This window comes from Massilia cavernae, from assembly GCF_003590855.1.
GTDB classification, from domain to species: domain Bacteria; phylum Pseudomonadota; class Gammaproteobacteria; order Burkholderiales; family Burkholderiaceae_D; genus Telluria_A; species Telluria_A cavernae.
Map to the genome: position 1 here is coordinate 1 of NZ_QYUP01000058.1, position 16,932 is coordinate 16,932.

Genomic DNA, 16,932 nt, shown 5'->3' on the forward strand with positions numbered 1-16,932 from the left:
GTGGCCGCGTTCATCGCGGGCGAGAAGAACTGGAAATTGCCGCGGCCTTCGCTCTTGGCCGCGTACATGGCGGTGTCGGCGTGGCGCATCAGGGTTTCGGCGCTGTCGGCGTCGCCCGGGAACATGGCGATGCCGACGCTCGAGCCGCTGTGGGCGATCTTGCCGTCCAGGTCGTAGGGCGCGGACAGCGACTGCACGATGCGCACCGCCACCGAGCCGACGTATTCCGGCGTCAGCGCGCCGCCCATCACCACGATGAATTCGTCGCCGCCGAGGCGGGCGATGACGTCGACGCCGCGCAGCAGCTCGCGCAGGCGCTGGGCCACCGCCACCAGCAGCAGGTCGCCGGCCTGGTGGCCCATCGAGTCGTTGATTTTCTTGAAGTGGTCGAGGTCGAGGAACAGCAACGCCACCGATTCGCCGCTGCGCCTGGCCTGGGCCAGCAGCTGTTCCAGGTGCTGGGTGAGGGAGAAGCGGTTTTCCAGGCCGGTGAGGGTGTCGTGGTGGGCCAGGCGGTGGATGTGCTCCTGGGCGCGGCGCTGCTCGGTCAGGTCGTGGATCACGCACACGAACATGTCCTCGCCGGCCAGCGGCACTTCGCTGACCGAGATCGACAGCGGAAAGCGGTTGCCGCCCGGCGCGATGCCGGCCAGTTCGCGCTCGCTGGCCTCGCAGCGGGCCAGGCGCAGCAGCACCGCGTGGACCTCGCCTTCGGGCAGGTCCAGTATGGTGCCCAGCGCCAGGCCCGGCAGCTGCTCGGGCGCATGGCCGAACAGCGCGCCGGCCGCGGTATTGCCCGACAGCAGGCGGCCGCCGTGGTCGACCGTGATGATGGCGTCGGCCGCGTTGTCGAGGATGGCTTCGAGGCGAGCCTCGCGCTCGCGCAGGCGCGCGGTGCTGTCCTTGACCTGGGCCTTGATCTGGGCGCGTTCGCCGCTGACCACCAGCAGCAGCGAGCCCAGCAGGCCGGTCAGCAGCAGGCCGCCGGTCAGCACGAACCAGCTTTGCCAGCCCGAATGCGCGGCCAGGTAGTCGGGCGTCGGGGCGAGGCGCAGCAGGTAGCTGCGGCCGCCGAACTCGAGCTCCTTGCGGTAGTCGACGTCGCGGTAGGAGCGGCCGATGGCATCCTGCATGGTGACTGCCGGCCGGCCCGGGGTGGTGTCGCTGAAGGCCACCAGGAGGAAGTCGCCGAAGCCGGTCTGGTGCAGCGCGCGCTGCAGGTAGGCGTCGACTTCGAGGGTGAGGTCGAGCAGGCCGGCCGGCCGCGATCCGGCGCGGGCGTTGCGCACCACCTGCAGCAGGTGAATGGCGGTTTCGGGGCCGCTGTAGCGGGCCACCGGCGCACTGGCGGCGGGGCGGCCGGTCGCCAGCGCCTGGTTCAGCGCCTGGGCGCGGCGCGGTTCGGACATGAAGTCGCGCCCCATCAGCAGCCGTCCGGTTTCGGGCTCGACCAGCAGCAAGGGGTAGTACACCGGCCGCCGCGGGGCCGGGTGCCGGATGCCTTCGCTGTCGACGTCGGCGATGAAGTAGCGGTTCCGGTGGTAGCTGCCGGCCCAGCTTTCCAGCGTGGGCCGCTCGGCGTCGGTGACGCGCGGCAGCCAGCTCATCGCCAGCAGTTCGGGCCGCTGGCGAAGGTAGCCGCGCGCCACGCCGGAAAAACCGCGCGGGGCGTACGCGCCGCCCGAGGTGTCGAGCGCCAGTGCCACGCCGCTGATGAAGCGCTCGTGCTCGGACAGCGCCGACTGCATCAGCTGGCCGACTTCCTGTGCCTTCAGGTTGAAGGTCTGTAGCTGCTGGGCCTGCTCCCATTCGAGCGACTGGCGGTAGATGCCGATGAAGGCGCCGCCGGCCATCATCAACGGCACCGCGACCAGCGCGCGCCGCCGCCGCCACAGGCCGCGCGGCTCGCCCGCCACCACCCAGGTGAGCGGGGCAGCCACCAGCACGCCGGCGGTATCGCCTACCCACCAGATCAGCCAGCTGGCCCACACCGCGCCTACGTCGACCACGTCGAGGTAGGCCAGTGCCGACAGCGACAGGCTGGCGCGCAGGCAGCACACCAACGGAACCATCAGCAGGAAGTGCATGACGTCGCGGCCGGATGCCAGCGCCGGGTCGATATGGCGCCGGAACAGGGCCGCGCCGACCCAGGCCTGGACCACCGCCGCCACGCCCAGCAAGGCGGCCGGCAGCAGCCCGGGCGGGCCAATCGGCGGGGCGCCGATGTAGTCGAGCGGCAGCCCCAGCAGGACGGCGGCCACGGCCAGGCCGGGCAGCAGGCGCCAGCCATAGGTGGCCAGCACCGCCAGCGCGATGCCGGCGGCGGGCGACAGCGGCGAGGCGTAGCCCGGTGGCAGCGCCAGCAGCAGGCCGAGCCAGCCGGCGCCGAGGTAGGCCGCGGCAAACCACAAGTTTGCGGCAAACAGGTTTTTCCAGGGTAGGCCGGGTCGCTCCAAGTGCTGCTCCCATCCAGTGCCGTGTGGCAGCCATGCCACGCGCATGCGACAACTATACTCCCCGCGCAAAGACCAATTCGAACGCGCACAAAATATGCTCTTGCGCTCCTGCTTCCGGTACGGTTACAATGACGCCCCGAAGCAAGACGCCAGCAAAAAAGCGCGAAGTTGACTACGCAAATTTTGTTGACAAGGTTTTGACCTTGCTTCATACTCTGCGGTTCCTCGCGGAGGGGTGGCCGAGTGGTTAAAGGCGACAGACTGTAAATCTGTTCTCTATGAGTACGCTGGTTCGAATCCAGCCCCCTCCACCAAGATATTGTGGAAAATTTGTAGTGGTGTGAAGTACCTCGCGGGTGTAGCTCAATGGTAGAGCAGAAGCCTTCCAAGCTTACGACGAGGGTTCGATTCCCTTCACCCGCTCCAGGTTTTCGGCAATGCACGAGTTGCATCGCAACAAAATAGCCCTTTTAGCTCAGTGGTAGAGCACTCCCTTGGTAAGGGAGAGGCCACGTGTTCAATCCACGTAAAGGGCACCAGAATTCAAGATTCAGGTAAGTCGCAGTAAATTCAAATCGGATAGTCAGGCTGGGCGTCACACGGTGTGCCTGGTCAAATTTATAAATCGTTAGGAGTCTAAAATGGCAAAAGGTAAATTCGAACGGACCAAGCCGCACGTCAACGTCGGTACCATCGGACACGTCGACCACGGCAAGACCACCCTGACGGCTGCAATCGCTACCGTCCTGTCGAAGAAATTCGGCGGCGAAGCTAAAGCTTACGACCAGATCGATGCGGCACCAGAAGAAAAAGCACGCGGCATTACCATCAACACCGCACACGTCGAGTACGAGACCGCAAACCGTCACTACGCTCACGTTGACTGCCCGGGCCACGCCGACTACATCAAGAACATGATTACCGGTGCAGCGCAGATGGACGGCGCGATCCTGGTTTGCTCCGCAGCTGACGGCCCAATGCCACAGACCCGCGAGCACATCCTGCTGGCACGCCAGGTTGGCGTTCCATACATCATCGTGTTCCTGAACAAGTGCGACCTGGTCGACGACGCAGAACTGCTGGAACTGGTTGAAATGGAAGTTCGCGAGCTTCTGTCGAAGTACGAATTCCCAGGCGACGACCTGCCAATCATCAAGGGTTCGGCACGTATGGCGCTGGACGGCGACACCGGCCCAATGGGCGAGCAGGCAATCCTGGCGCTGGCCGAAGCACTGGACACCTACATCCCTGAGCCAGAGCGCGCAGTTGACGGCGCCTTCCTGATGCCAGTGGAAGACGTGTTCTCGATCTCGGGCCGCGGTACCGTGGTTACCGGTCGTGTCGAGCGCGGCATCATCAAAGTCGGCGAAGAAATCGAAATCGTCGGCATCAAGGATACCGTCAAGACCACCTGCACCGGCGTGGAAATGTTCCGCAAGCTGCTGGACCAGGGTCAAGCTGGCGACAACGTCGGCCTGCTGCTGCGCGGTACCAAGCGTGAAGACGTGGAGCGTGGCCAGGTTCTGGCCAAGCCAGGTTCGATCAAGCCGCACAACCACTTCACCGGCGAGATCTATGTTCTGTCGAAGGATGAAGGTGGCCGTCACACCCCGTTCTTCAACAACTACCGTCCACAGTTCTACTTCCGTACCACCGACGTGACCGGCTCGATCGAGCTGCCAGCGGACAAGGAAATGGTTATGCCAGGCGATAACGTGTCGATCACCGTCAAGCTGATCAACCCGATCGCGATGGAAGAAGGCCTGCGTTTCGCAATCCGCGAAGGCGGCCGTACCGTTGGTGCAGGCGTTGTTGCCAAGATCCTGAGTGAAAGCAAGTAATTTGTAGTAAAGCGGGGCCCCCGGGCCCCGTCTTCCGCGCCAGGTTTCATGCCAGGCGCAATCAGCACCTTGCCATCAGCGGCCGCACGATGGTAAAATGCTTGATTCCACTGAAGTTTTACGTAGGGACGTAGCTCAATTGGCAGAGCGTCGGTCTCCAAAACCGAAGGTTGGGGGTTCGATGCCCTCCGTCCCTGCCACCGTCTTGGTGCAGGGCACCGAAAGTAAATAAGAAATGTCTAATCAATCCGTGCAAACCGTCAGCACGTCGAACGACAAGATCAAGGTCGCGCTGGCAGTTATCGCAGCGATTGCAGGCGTCGTCGGGTTCTTCTACCTGAAGGGCCAAAACAAACCAGCTCTGGTGGCCGTAGGCGCACTCGTGGCTGGTTTGGTTTTTGCCGTCCTGGTTCTTTGGACTTCGGCAACTGGCCGCGATTTCCTGAATTTCGCCAAAGAGAGCGTGCGTGAGACCAAGAAGGTCGTCTGGCCTACGCGCAAGGAAGCCATGCAGATCACCGGCATCGTGTTTGCCTTCGTGGTCGTGATGGCGATGTTCCTGTGGGGTACGGATAAGATCCTTCAATTCCTGTTGTACGACTTGATCCTGGGTTGGAAATAAAGATGAACGAAAATGTGCAAGACGACGCGGCCGGCGCTCCGGTGCCGGGCGAAGTTCCGGCACAAGATGCTGGCCCAGTGAGCGTACCGGTTAGCAATAAGCGCTGGTACGTTGTTCACGCTTACTCGGGCATGGAAAAAAGCGTGATGCGTGCGCTGACCGAGCGCATCGAGCGCGCCGGCATGCAAGACCAGTTCGGCCAGATCCTGGTTCCGGTCGAAGAAGTGGTCGAAGTCAAGAACGGCCAGAAGTCGGTCACCGAACGTCGTTTCTTCCCGGGCTATGTCCTGGTTGAAATGGAAATGACGGACGAGACCTGGCACCTGGTCAAGAACACCGCGAAAGTCACCGGCTTCATCGGCGGCAAATCGAACAAGCCGACGCCGATCCCGGCGCGCGAGATTGACAAGATCATGCAGCAGATGCAGGAAGGCGTCGAAAAGCCGCGTCCGAAAGTGCTGTACGAAGTGGGCGAGCAAGTCCGCATCAAGGACGGTCCGTTCACCGACTTCAACGGCAACGTCGAAGAAGTCAACTACGAGAAATCCAAGGTGCGCGTCTCGGTCACGATCTTCGGCCGCGCCACCCCGGTGGAACTCGAGTTCGGCCAGGTAGAAAAAGTTTAAGGAATTGCGGGACTGAACTCGCGGCGCGAGAGCGACGTGAGCCCTGTCCCCAACATTTCAGAACCGTTACCGGAACGGCGCCTCACGGCGAATCCGGAACAAGAGGAGCCCTGCCATTGTAGTTCCGGCGGGGCGCTACTACTCATCCAAAGATAGGAGCCATCATGGCAAAGAAAATCATTGGTTTTATCAAGCTGCAAGTGCCAGCTGGTAAAGCAAACCCATCCCCACCGATCGGCCCTGCGCTCGGTCAGCGCGGCCTGAACATCATGGAATTCTGCAAGGCGTTCAACGCCCAGACCCAGGGTGTCGAGCCTGGCATGCCAATCCCGGTCGTGATCACCGCGTTCGCTGACAAGTCCTTCACCTTCGTGATGAAGACGCCTCCAGCAACCTACCTGATCAAGAAAGCTGCCGGCATCACCAAAGGTTCGCCGAAGCCACATACCGACAAGGTTGGCACGCTGAGCCGCGCTCAAGCTGAAGAAATCGCAAAAACGAAACAGCCAGATCTGACCGCTGCCGACATGGATGCCGCAGTTCGCATCATCGCCGGTTCCGCGCGTTCGATGGGCATCACGGTGGAGGGTCTGTAATGGCTAAGTTGTCCAAGCGCGTAAAGGCCATGAAGGCCAAGGTTGACCGTAACAAGGCGTATGAGTTCGACAGCGCCGTCGCGATCATCAAGGAATTCGCAACCGCCAAGTTCAATGAATCGATCGACGTATCGATCCAGCTGGGCGTGGATCCTAAGAAGTCGGACCAGGTCGTTCGTGGTTCCGTGGTTCTGCCAGCAGGCACCGGCAAGTCGGTTCGCGTAGCGGTCTTCGCTACCGGCGAAAAGGCTGAGCAGGCTAAAGCCGCAGGCGCTGACGTTGTTGGTATGGAAGACCTGGCCGAGCGCGTCAAAGCCGGCGACATGCCTTTCGATATCGTCATCGCTTCGCCAGACACCATGCGCATCGTCGGTACCCTGGGCCAGATCCTGGGCCCACGTGGCCTGATGCCTAACCCGAAGGTCGGCACTGTTACCCCTGACGTCGCTACCGCGGTTAAAAACGCGAAAGCCGGCCAGGTTCAGTACCGTACCGACAAGGCAGGTATCATCCACGCGACCATCGGCCGCAAGTCGTTCAGCGATGCTGACCTGAAGAGCAACCTGGTTGCCCTGGTCGAAGCACTGAACAAGGCCAAGCCAGCTACCTCGAAGGGCGTGTACCTGCGCAAGGTAGCGATCTCGTCGACCATGGGCGCCGGCGTCCGTGTTGACCAGGCTACCCTGGCAGCCTAAGTTTTAAAGAATCAAGACCTTGTGCCGGTTTCGGTGCAAGGCGCATCTTTGGGCTGGCAGGTGTTCGCAAGAATGCCTGCCAGGCAATCAAAGACCGTTGGGCCGAAGGCAGCAGGCAGGCCGGAGGGTAATACGCCACCCAACGCAGATGGTGTACCCGAACAAGTTTTGTTAGTCCATGCTGCGTGAATTTATCCGCTCAGTCTGAACTTCTTAACGTCGGACGCCGTTGTTCGAACCGATGCAAGGCATTTGCCAAGCATCATTTAAGGAGGTTGACCGTGGGTCTTAATCTGAATGACAAAAAGGCCGTCGTCGCCGAAGTTTCCGCAAAAGTAGCAACTGCGCAAACTATCGTCGTGGCCGAATATCGTGGCATCCAGGTTAGTCACTTGACTCAACTTCGTGCCAAGGCGCGTGCCCAGGGCGTATACCTGCGTGTTCTGAAGAACACGCTGGCTCGCCGCTCGGTGGAAGGTACGCAGTTTGCCAACCTGGCTGACGCAATGACCGGCCCGCTGATCTACTCGATCTCGGACGACGCAGTTGCAGCAGCTAAAGTCATCAACGACTTTGCCAAGACCAACGACAAGCTCGTGATCAAGGCAGGTAACTACGCAGGCAAGCAGCTGGATAAAGCAGCTGTTGCAGCGCTGGCAAGCATTCCTAGCCGTGAAGTCCTCATCTCGCAGCTGTTGGGCGTTATGCTGGCTCCGGTGTCGGGCTTTGCACGTGGTCTGGCTGCTCTGGCAGCGAAGAAAAGCGAAGGTACCGAAGCTGCTCCTGCAGCCGAGGAAACCGCTGCAGCTTAATAGTTGCGCGCTACAGTCAAGTTACTAAACTAAACAAATACATTGGAGTTTCAAATGGCAATTAGCAAAGACGACATCCTGAACGCAGTTAGCGAAATGTCCGTAATGGACCTGAACGAACTGGTCAAGGCATTCGAAGAGAAGTTCGGCGTTTCGGCAGCAGCAATGGCAGCTCCAGCGGCCGGCGGCGCAGCAGCTGGTGCAGCTGTTGAAGAGCAGACCGAGTTCAACGTTGTTCTGGCCGACTTCGGCGCGAACAAAGTTGGCGTGATCAAGGCAGTCCGCGAAATCACCGGCCTGGGCCTGAAGGAAGCTAAAGACCTGGTCGACGGCGCACCTAAGACCGTCAAAGAAGGCCTGTCGAAAGCTGACGCTGAAGCCGCTAAGAAGAAGCTGGAAGAAGCTGGCGCAAAAGCTGAAATCAAGTAATAGCAGTATCCGGCGTCAGTTCGCGCCACGAGTCAAAGCTTGCGCTCCTCTCCCGAAAGGGGGAGGATGCGGCTTTGGCTCTTTTGTCGTCCCTGTCATATATGTGGGACCGGGCATGGCCCGAAGCAATATAGCAGTAATGTAGCACTAGTAGCGGTTTCCCCTTTTTCTCTGGCACAAAGTTGTGAGACTTGAGGCCTTGCATGTGACTCTAACCGTTTACCGGTGTCACTGGCAATCCCTGAATTCTCATCCTTTCTGTCACTCACGGAGTGTCCATGCACTACTCATTTACTGAGAAGAAACGCATTCGCAAATCATTCGCGAAGCGCGCCAACGTTCACAACGTTCCATTCCTTCTGGCTACCCAGCTTGAATCCTACGAGAACTTCCTGCAAGCCGACACCGCCGTGTCGACCCGCAAGAACGACGGCCTGCAATCGGCGTTCACCTCGATCTTCCCTATCGTGTCGCACAATGGTTTCGCGCGCCTCGAGTTCCTGTCGTACGTGCTGGGCGAACCAGCGTTCGACGTCAAGGAATGCCAACAGCGTGGCCTGACCTTCGCGTCGCCGCTGCGCGCCAAGGTACGCCTGGTTATCCTGGACAAGGAATCCCCGACCAAGCCTGTAGTCAAGGAAATGAAGGAACAGGAAGTCTACATGGGCGAACTGCCGCTCATGACGACCACCGGTTCGTTTGTCATCAACGGTACCGAGCGCGTGATCGTCTCGCAGCTGCACCGTTCGCCAGGCGTGTTCTTCGAACACGACCGCGGCAAGACCCACTCCTCGGGCAAACTGCTGTTCTCGGCACGCATCATCCCTTACCGCGGCTCGTGGCTGGACTTCGAGTTCGACCCGAAAGACATCCTGTTCTTCCGCGTCGACCGCCGCCGCAAGATGCCTGTCACGATCCTGCTGAAGGCGATCGGCATGTCGCACGAGCAGATCCTCGCGAACTTCTTCGTGTTCGACAATTTCAACCTGCGCTCGGAAGGCGCGGAGATGGAATTCGTCGCCGAGCGCCTGCGTGGCGAAGTCGCGCGTTTTGACATCGTCGACCCGAAGACCGGCAAGACCCTGGTGCTGAAGGACAAGCGCATCAACGCCAAGCACGTGCGCGACATCGACGCTGCCGGCATCAAGCATATCTCGGTTCCTGAAGACTACCTGCTGGGCCGCGTGCTGGCCAAGAACGTGGTGGACGCGGAAACCGGCGAAATCATCGCCTCGGCCAACGACGAGCTGACCGATGACGTGCTGGCGCGCCTGCGCGAAGCCAGCGTGACCGAAATCCAGACCCTGTACACCAACGACCTGGACCAGGGCGGCTACATCTCGCAGACCCTGCGCATCGACGATACCGCCGACCAGATGGCCGCGCGCATCGCGATCTACCGCATGATGCGTCCTGGCGAACCGCCAACCGAAGAGTCGGTCGAAGCCCTGTTCAACGGCCTGTTCTACAGCCCTGAGCGCTACGACCTGTCGGCCGTCGGCCGCATGAAGTTCAACCGCCGCATCGGCCGCGACGAACTGACCGGCGCCATGACCCTGTCGAACGAAGACGTGCTGGCCGTGATCAAGATCCTGGTCGAGCTGCGCAATGGCCGCGGCGAAGTCGACGATATCGATCACCTGGGTAACCGCCGCGTACGCTGCGTGGGCGAACTGGCCGAAAACCAGTTCCGCGCCGGCCTGGTGCGCGTCGAGCGCGCCGTCAAGGAACGCCTCGGCCAGGCCGAAGCGGACAACCTGATGCCGCACGACCTGATCAACAGCAAGCCGATCTCGGCCGCGATCCGCGAGTTCTTCGGTTCGTCCCAGCTGTCGCAGTTCATGGACCAGACCAACCCGCTGTCGGAAATCACCCACAAGCGCCGCGTCTCGGCCCTCGGCCCTGGCGGCCTGACCCGCGAACGTGCAGGCTTCGAGGTGCGCGACGTGCACCCGACCCACTACGGCCGCGTGTGCCCGATCGAAACGCCTGAAGGCCCGAACATCGGCCTGATCAACTCGCTGGCACTGTTTGCCCGCCTGAACGAATACGGCTTCCTCGAGACCCCGTACCGCAAGGTCGAGAACAGCAAGGTCACCGACAAGATCGATTACCTGTCGGCGATCGAAGAAGGCCGCTACATCATTGCACAGGCGAACGCCGGCATTGATGGTTCCGGCACCCTGTCGGACGAGCTGGTATCGGCACGTGAAGCAGGCGAGACCATCCTGGTGTCGCCTGAGCGCATCCAGTACATGGACGTGGCGCCAGGCCAGATCGTTTCGGTCGCAGCATCGCTGATTCCGTTCCTCGAGCACGATGACGCGAACCGCGCATTGATGGGTGCAAACATGCAGCGCCAGGCAGTTCCTTGCCTGCGCCCTGAAAAAGCACTGGTCGGTACCGGTATCGAACGCACCGTGGCAGTCGACTCGGGCACCACCGTGCAGGCACTGCGCGGCGGTGTGGTCGACTACGTCGATGCGGGCCGTGTGGTTATTCGCGTCAACGACGACGAAGCGACCGCGGGCGAAGTCGGTGTCGACATCTACAACCTGATCAAGTACACCCGTTCCAACCAGAACACCAACATCAACCAGCGTCCGATCGTCAAGGTTGGCGACCGCGTGGCACGCCGCGACGTCATCGCCGACGGCGCATCGACCGACCTGGGCGAGCTGGCACTGGGCCAGAACATGCTGGTGGCGTTCATGCCGTGGAACGGCCTGAACTTCGAAGATTCGATCCTGATCTCGGAAAACGTCGTCAAGGACGACCGCTACACCTCGATCCACATCGAAGAGCTGTCGGTTGTCGCACGCGACACCAAGCTGGGCGCGGAAGAAATCACCCGCGACATCTCGAACCTGGCTGAGAACCAGCTGGCGCGCCTGGATGAATCGGGCATCGTCTACATCGGCGCTGAAGTGCAGGCCGGCGACACGCTGGTCGGTAAGGTAACGCCGAAGGGCGAGACCCAGCTGACGCCGGAAGAGAAGCTGCTGCGCGCGATCTTCGGCGAAAAAGCGTCGGACGTGAAAGACACCTCGCTGCGCGTGCCTTCGGGCATGGTCGGCACCGTGATCGACGTCCAGGTGTTCACCCGCGAAGGCATCCAGCGCGACAAGCGCGCCCAGCAGATCATCGATGACGAGCTGAAGCGCTTCCGCCTGGACCTGAACGACCAGATGCGTATCGTTGAAGGCGATGCCTTCCAGCGTCTCGAGAAAATGCTGATCGGCAAGATCGTCAACGGCGGTCCGAAGAAGCTGGCCAAGGGCGCCAAGATCACCAAGGAATACCTGGCAGACCTGGACAAGTACCACTGGTTCGACATCCGCCCTGCGGAAGATGACGCGGCGACCGCGCTGGAAGCGATCAAGGAATCGATCGCCGAGAAGCGCCACCAGTTCGACCTGGCCTTCGAAGAGAAGCGCAAGAAGCTCACCCAGGGCGACGAGCTGCAGCCAGGCGTGCAGAAGATGGTCAAGGTCTACCTGGCCGTCAAGCGCCGCCTGCAGTCGGGCGACAAGATGGCGGGCCGCCACGGTAACAAGGGTGTGGTATCGCGCATCGTTCCGGTGGAAGACATGCCATTCATGGCTGACGGCACCCCGGCCGACGTCGTGCTGAACCCGCTGGGCGTTCCTTCCCGTATGAACGTGGGTCAGATCCTCGAGACCCACCTCGGCTGGGCAGCGAAGGGCCTGGGCCTGCGGATCGGCGAAATGATGCAAGCCAAGGCGAAAGTCGAAGAGCTGCGCGGTTTCCTGGCCAAGGTCTACAACGAGACCGGCAAGTCGGAAGACCTGGACAACTTCAGCGACGACGAAATCGTGTCGCTGGCGGACAACCTGAAGAAGGGTGTTCCGTTCGCAACGCCGGTGTTCGACGGCGCGCACGAGTCGGAGATCCACCGCATGCTGGACCTGGCTTACCCTGAGCCGATCGCCAAGCTGCTGGGCATGACGCCTTCGAAGAACCAGGTCACGATGTTCGACGGCCGCACCGGCGAAGCATTCGAGCGCAAGGTTACCGTCGGCTACATGCACATGCTGAAGCTGCACCACCTGGTGGACGACAAGATGCACGCGCGTTCGACCGGTCCTTACTCGCTGGTGACGCAGCAGCCGCTGGGCGGTAAAGCCCAGTTCGGTGGCCAGCGCTTCGGTGAGATGGAGGTATGGGCACTGGAAGCGTACGGCGCATCGTACGTGCTGCAGGAAATGCTGACCGTCAAGTCGGACGACGTGAATGGCCGTACCAAAGTGTACGAAAACCTGGTCAAGGGCGATCATGTGATCGACGCAGGCATGCCGGAATCGTTCAACGTGCTGGTGAAAGAGATCCGTTCCCTGGGTATCGATATCGACCTGGAACGCAACTAACAGCCGGCGCCGCTTTGACCTGCGGCTGTTGAGTCGTCGTTCCCGCGAAAGCGGGAACCCATGCTGAGTAAATGTTCACGCTCAGCATGGCCCCCCGCTTTCGCGGGGGAGACGGATCACCCGCCAACGGTAAAAGTCGTAATATAGAAATTCAATCACCTGGAGTGATACATGAAAGCCCTGCTCGATCTATTCAAGCAAGTTCAAACCAACGAGACGTTCGACGCCATCAAGATTGGCCTCGCGTCCCCTGAGAAAATCCGTTCGTGGTCCTACGGCGAAGTAAAAAAGCCGGAAACCATCAACTACCGTACCTTCAAGCCTGAGCGCGACGGCCTGTTCTGCGCCAAGATCTTTGGCCCGATCAAGGACTACGAATGCCTGTGCGGCAAGTACAAGCGCCTGAAGCACCGCGGCGTGATCTGCGAAAAGTGCGGCGTTGAAGTCACCCTGGCAAAAGTGCGCCGCGAGCGCATGGGCCACATCGAACTGGCGTCGCCAACCGCGCACATCTGGTTCCTGAAATCGCTGCCGTCGCGCCTGGGCATGGTCCTGGACATGACCCTGCGCGATATCGAACGCGTGCTGTACTTCGAAGCATATGTCGTGACCGATCCAGGCATGACCCCGCTGAAGAAGTGCCAGATCATGTCGGAAGACGACTACGCCGCCAAGTACGAAGAGTACGGCGACGACTTCACCGCATTCATGGGCGCCGAAGGCATCCGTGAACTGCTGCGCTCGATCGACATCCACCGCGATGCCGAAGCGCTGCGCGTGGAACTGAAGGAATCGAAGTCGGAAGCGAAGATCAAGAAATACGCCAAGCGCCTGAAAGTGCTCGAGGCGTTCCAGCGTTCGGGCATCAAGCCTGACTGGATGATCATGGAAGTGCTGCCAGTGCTGCCGCCGGAACTGCGTCCGCTGGTACCGCTGGACGGCGGCCGCTTTGCGACCTCCGACCTGAACGACCTGTATCGCCGCGTCATCAACCGTAATAACCGCCTGAAGCGCCTGATGGAACTGCGCGCTCCGGAAATCATTACGCGTAACGAAAAGCGCATGCTGCAAGAAGCGGTCGACTCGCTGCTGGACAACGGCCGTCGCGGCAAAGCGATGACCGGCGCCAACAAGCGTCCGCTGAAGTCGCTGGCTGAAATGATCAAGGGCAAGGGCGGCCGTTTCCGCCAGAACTTGCTGGGCAAGCGCGTCGACTACTCGGGCCGTTCGGTCATCGTGGTCGGTCCACAGCTCAAGCTGCACCAGTGCGGCCTGCCGAAGCTGATGGCGCTGGAACTGTTCAAGCCGTTCATCTTCAACAAGCTCGAACTGATGGGTCTGGCAACGACCATCAAGGCAGCCAAGAAGCTGGTCGAAGTGCAGGAACCCGTCGTGTGGGACATCCTGGAAGACGTGATCCGCGAACACCCGGTCATGCTGAACCGCGCACCAACCCTGCACCGCCTCGGTATCCAGGCTTTCGAGCCGGTCCTGATTGAAGGCAAGGCGATCCAGCTGCACCCACTCGTCTGCGCGGCGTTCAACGCCGACTTCGACGGTGACCAGATGGCAGTCCACGTCCCGCTGTCGATCGAAGCGCAGATGGAAGCGCGTACGCTGATGCTGGCGTCGAACAACATCCTGTTCCCGTCGAACGGCGAACCGTCGATCGTTCCTTCGCAGGATATCGTGCTGGGCCTGTACTACGCGACCCGCGAAGCGATCAACGCCAAGAACGAAGGCATGCTGTTCCCTGACGTGTCGGAAGTCATCCGTGCCTACGACAACAAGGAAGTCGAACTGACGACCCGCATCACCGTGCGTATCGTCGAGAATCCGAAGAACGCCGAGACCGGCGAGTTCGAGCGCACCGTCACGCGCTACGAAACCACGGTTGGCCGTGCGATCCTGTCCGAAATCCTGCCGAAGGGCCTGCCGTTCGCCGTACTGAACCGCGCCCTGAAGAAGAAAGAGATTTCGAAGCTGATCAACACCTCGTTCCGCAAGTGCGGCCTGCGCGCAACCGTTGTCTTCGCCGACAAGCTGATGCAATCCGGTTTCCGCCTGGCGACCCGCGCAGGTATTTCGATCTGCGTCGACGACATGCTGGTTCCAGACCAGAAGGCCGGCCTGATCGCCAGCGCCGAATCGGAAGTCAAGCAGATCGAGCAGCAGTACGCTTCGGGCCTGGTGACTGCCGGCGAGCGTTACAACAAGGTCGTCGACATCTGGGGCAAGACCTCGGACGAAGTCGGCAAGGCCATGATGGACCAGCTGAAAGTGGAAGACGTCGTCAAGCGCGACGGCACCAAGTCGACCCAGGAATCGTTCAACGCGATTTACATGATGGCCGACTCGGGCGCACGTGGTTCCGCAGCCCAGATCCGCCAGCTGGCCGGTATGCGAGGCCTGATGGCCAAGCCGGACGGTTCGATTATCGAAACGCCGATTACCGCGAACTTCCGCGAAGGCCTGAACGTTCTGCAGTACTTCATCTCGACCCACGGCGCTCGTAAAGGTCTGGCGGATACGGCTCTGAAGACCGCGAACTCGGGTTACCTGACCCGCCGTCTGGTTGACGTTACCCAGGACCTGGTGGTGATCGAGGACGATTGCGGCACCACCAACGGCACCCTGATGAAGGCGCTGGTCGAAGGCGGTGAAGTCATCGAAGCGCTGCGCGAGCGTATCCTCGGCCGCGTCAACGTGCACGACATCGTCAATCCTGAAACCCAGGAGACCCTGTACGAAGCAGGCACCCTGCTCGACGAAGACATGGTCGAAGAAATCGAACGCCTGTCGATCGACGAAGTCAAGGTCCGCACCCCGCTCACTTGCGACACGCGCTTCGGCCTGTGCGCCAAGTGCTACGGCCGCGACCTGGGCCGCGGCATGCTGGTCAACGCCGGCGAAGCAGTCGGTGTTGTGGCAGCGCAGTCGATCGGTGAGCCTGGTACCCAGCTGACCATGCGTACCTTCCACATCGGTGGTGCGGCATCGCGTGCAGCAGTGGCGTCGTCGGTGGAAGCCAAGTCGAACGGTACCATCCGCTTCTCGGCAACCATGCGTTACGTCACCAACGGCAAGGGCGCCCAGATCGTCATTTCGCGTTCCGGCGAAGTGCTGATCACGGACGACCACGGCCGCGAGCGCGAGCGTCACAAGGTGCCGTACGGCGCGACCCTGAACGTCAAGGACGGCATGGTCATCAAGGCCGGCCTGCCGCTGGCGACCTGGGATCCGCTGACCCGTCCGATCATTACGGAATACGCGGGTACCGTGCGCTTCGAGAACGTCGAGGAAGGCGTCACCGTTGCCCGTCAGGTCGACGAAGTGACCGGCCTGTCCACCCTGGTGGCGATCGATGCGAAACGTCGTGGTTCGGTCGTCGCAGACCCCTGCGTCCGCAGGTCAAGCTGGCTGAACGAAGCTGGGGCGAAGAAGTCAAGATCGCAGGCACCGAGCACTCGGTGGCGTCGGCTTCCAGGTCGGCGCGCTGATCATCAGGTGAAGAGAGGCCAGGCGGTATGCGGTGGGTGAGTACTGGGCACGTATCCCGACCGATGCAGAAGACCGAGTACATTACCGGTGTCTGCCACGCGGTTGCGGCGATTTTTGTTTTTGTCTGTTTTCGAAGCACGTTCGCCGAAGGATGCCGGGCATGCTGGCGGAAGTTACCGGTAGTACCGTTGCGTTCGTAAGGAAACCAAGGCAAGCAGCGTCTGGAATCACTGACATGGACGGCAACAAGCACGAGTTCTGATCACCAAGGACAAGCAAGTGCTGGTACACGACGCCAGTAGTGAACAAGGCGAGATATCGTGGACGGCCCGGCCGATCCGCAGACATCCTGCGCCTGCTGGGTATCGAAGCGCTGGCGCGTTACATCGTCGACGAAGTGCAGGACGTGTACCGTCTGCAGGCGTGAAGATCAACGACAAGCAATCGAAGTGATCGTGCGCCAGATGCTGCGCCGCGTTCAGATCGTTGAAGCCGGCGACACCGACTACATGTCGGCGAGCAGGTTGAGCGTTCGGACTGCTGGACGAAAACGACAAGGTGATCGCCGCAACAAGATCCTGCGACGTACGAAAAGTACTGCTGGGTATTACCAAGGCATCGCTGTCGACCGACTCCTTCATCTCGGCTGCATCGTTCAGGAGACCACCCGTGTCCTGACCGAAGCTGCGATCATGGGCAAGCGCGACGGCCTGCGCGGCCTGAAGGAAAACGTCATCGTCGGCCGCCTGATCCTGCGGTACCGGCCTGGCCTTCCACCGCGCACGCAAAGAGAAGGAAGCGTGGAAGTGGAAGAGCGCAAGGCGCTGCTCGATGCCGAAAAGGCAGCGATGTCCAGCGAACTGCAAGCGATCGAAGACACTGCGAACGCAGCACAGCACCACGGCGACGAAGCGTAATCCAGCTTCTGAGCAAAATGAAAACGGCACCTTCGGGTGCCGTTTTTTC

At 60.9% G+C, this 16,932-nt stretch carries 9 protein-coding genes, 4 tRNA genes and 1 pseudogene; 13 read left to right on the forward strand and 1 reads right to left on the reverse strand.

Features of this window, described 5'->3' with window-relative positions:
• Positions 1 to 2,456: diguanylate cyclase domain-containing protein (locus D3872_RS05270; protein WP_182915695.1), on the reverse strand; the 2,456-nt coding region annotated here is incomplete at its 3' end.
• 229 nt (positions 2,457 to 2,685) lie between these two features.
• Here D3872_RS05270 and D3872_RS05275 point away from each other — a divergent pair.
• The 13 genes and pseudogenes from D3872_RS05275 to rpoC all read left to right on the forward strand — a co-directional run bounded on the left by D3872_RS05275 (position 2,686) and on the right by rpoC (position 16,883).
• Positions 2,686 to 2,770 (forward strand) — tRNA-Tyr (locus D3872_RS05275).
• Between the two features lie 38 nt (positions 2,771 to 2,808).
• Positions 2,809 to 2,882: transfer RNA gene (locus D3872_RS05280), tRNA-Gly, on the forward strand.
• A gap of 38 nt (positions 2,883 to 2,920) precedes the next feature.
• Positions 2,921 to 2,995 (forward strand) — tRNA-Thr (locus D3872_RS05285).
• Between the two features lie 102 nt (positions 2,996 to 3,097).
• A complete protein-coding gene (gene tuf / locus D3872_RS05290) occupies positions 3,098 to 4,297 on the forward strand; it encodes an elongation factor Tu (protein WP_119809804.1) in 1,200 nt (399 codons plus the stop codon).
• A gap of 124 nt (positions 4,298 to 4,421) precedes the next feature.
• Positions 4,422 to 4,497: transfer RNA gene (locus tag D3872_RS05295), tRNA-Trp, on the forward strand.
• Positions 4,498 to 4,532: 35 nt separating this feature from the next.
• Entirely contained in the window at positions 4,533 to 4,919 is a 387-nt protein-coding gene (secE, locus tag D3872_RS05300; RefSeq protein WP_119809805.1) for a preprotein translocase subunit SecE, read from the forward strand.
• Positions 4,920 to 4,921: 2 nt separating this feature from the next.
• Positions 4,922 to 5,545 (forward strand): transcription termination/antitermination protein NusG, encoded by a 624-nt coding sequence (gene nusG, locus D3872_RS05305; protein ID WP_119809806.1) that lies wholly within the window; start codon positions 4,922 to 4,924, stop codon positions 5,543 to 5,545.
• 164 nt (positions 5,546 to 5,709) lie between these two features.
• Complete coding sequence (rplK, locus tag D3872_RS05310; protein WP_119809807.1) at positions 5,710 to 6,141, forward strand: 50S ribosomal protein L11; 432 nt, start codon at positions 5,710 to 5,712, stop codon at positions 6,139 to 6,141.
• Positions 6,141 to 6,836: a 50S ribosomal protein L1 gene (rplA, locus tag D3872_RS05315; RefSeq protein ID WP_119809808.1), complete on the forward strand. Its 696-nt coding sequence runs from the start codon at positions 6,141 to 6,143 to the stop codon at positions 6,834 to 6,836. Before rplK ends, rplA begins: the two co-directional genes overlap by 1 nt.
• 281 nt (positions 6,837 to 7,117) lie before the next feature.
• The gene (rplJ, locus tag D3872_RS05320) at positions 7,118 to 7,648 is read left to right on the forward strand and encodes a 50S ribosomal protein L10 (protein ID WP_119809819.1); all 531 of its coding nucleotides are present in this window, start codon (positions 7,118 to 7,120) and stop codon (positions 7,646 to 7,648) included.
• 54 nt (positions 7,649 to 7,702) lie between these two features.
• On the forward strand, positions 7,703 to 8,077 hold the full coding sequence (rplL, locus tag D3872_RS05325; RefSeq protein ID WP_119809809.1) for a 50S ribosomal protein L7/L12: 375 nt from the start codon (positions 7,703 to 7,705) through the stop codon (positions 8,075 to 8,077).
• Between the two features lie 278 nt (positions 8,078 to 8,355).
• Positions 8,356 to 12,465, forward strand: a complete 4,110-nt coding sequence (gene rpoB, locus D3872_RS05330) for a DNA-directed RNA polymerase subunit beta (RefSeq protein ID WP_119809810.1) — start codon at positions 8,356 to 8,358, stop codon at positions 12,463 to 12,465.
• Between the two features lie 171 nt (positions 12,466 to 12,636).
• Positions 12,637 to 16,883, forward strand: a pseudogene (gene rpoC, locus D3872_RS05335) (DNA-directed RNA polymerase subunit beta').
• Positions 16,884 to 16,932 lie beyond the last annotated feature (49 nt).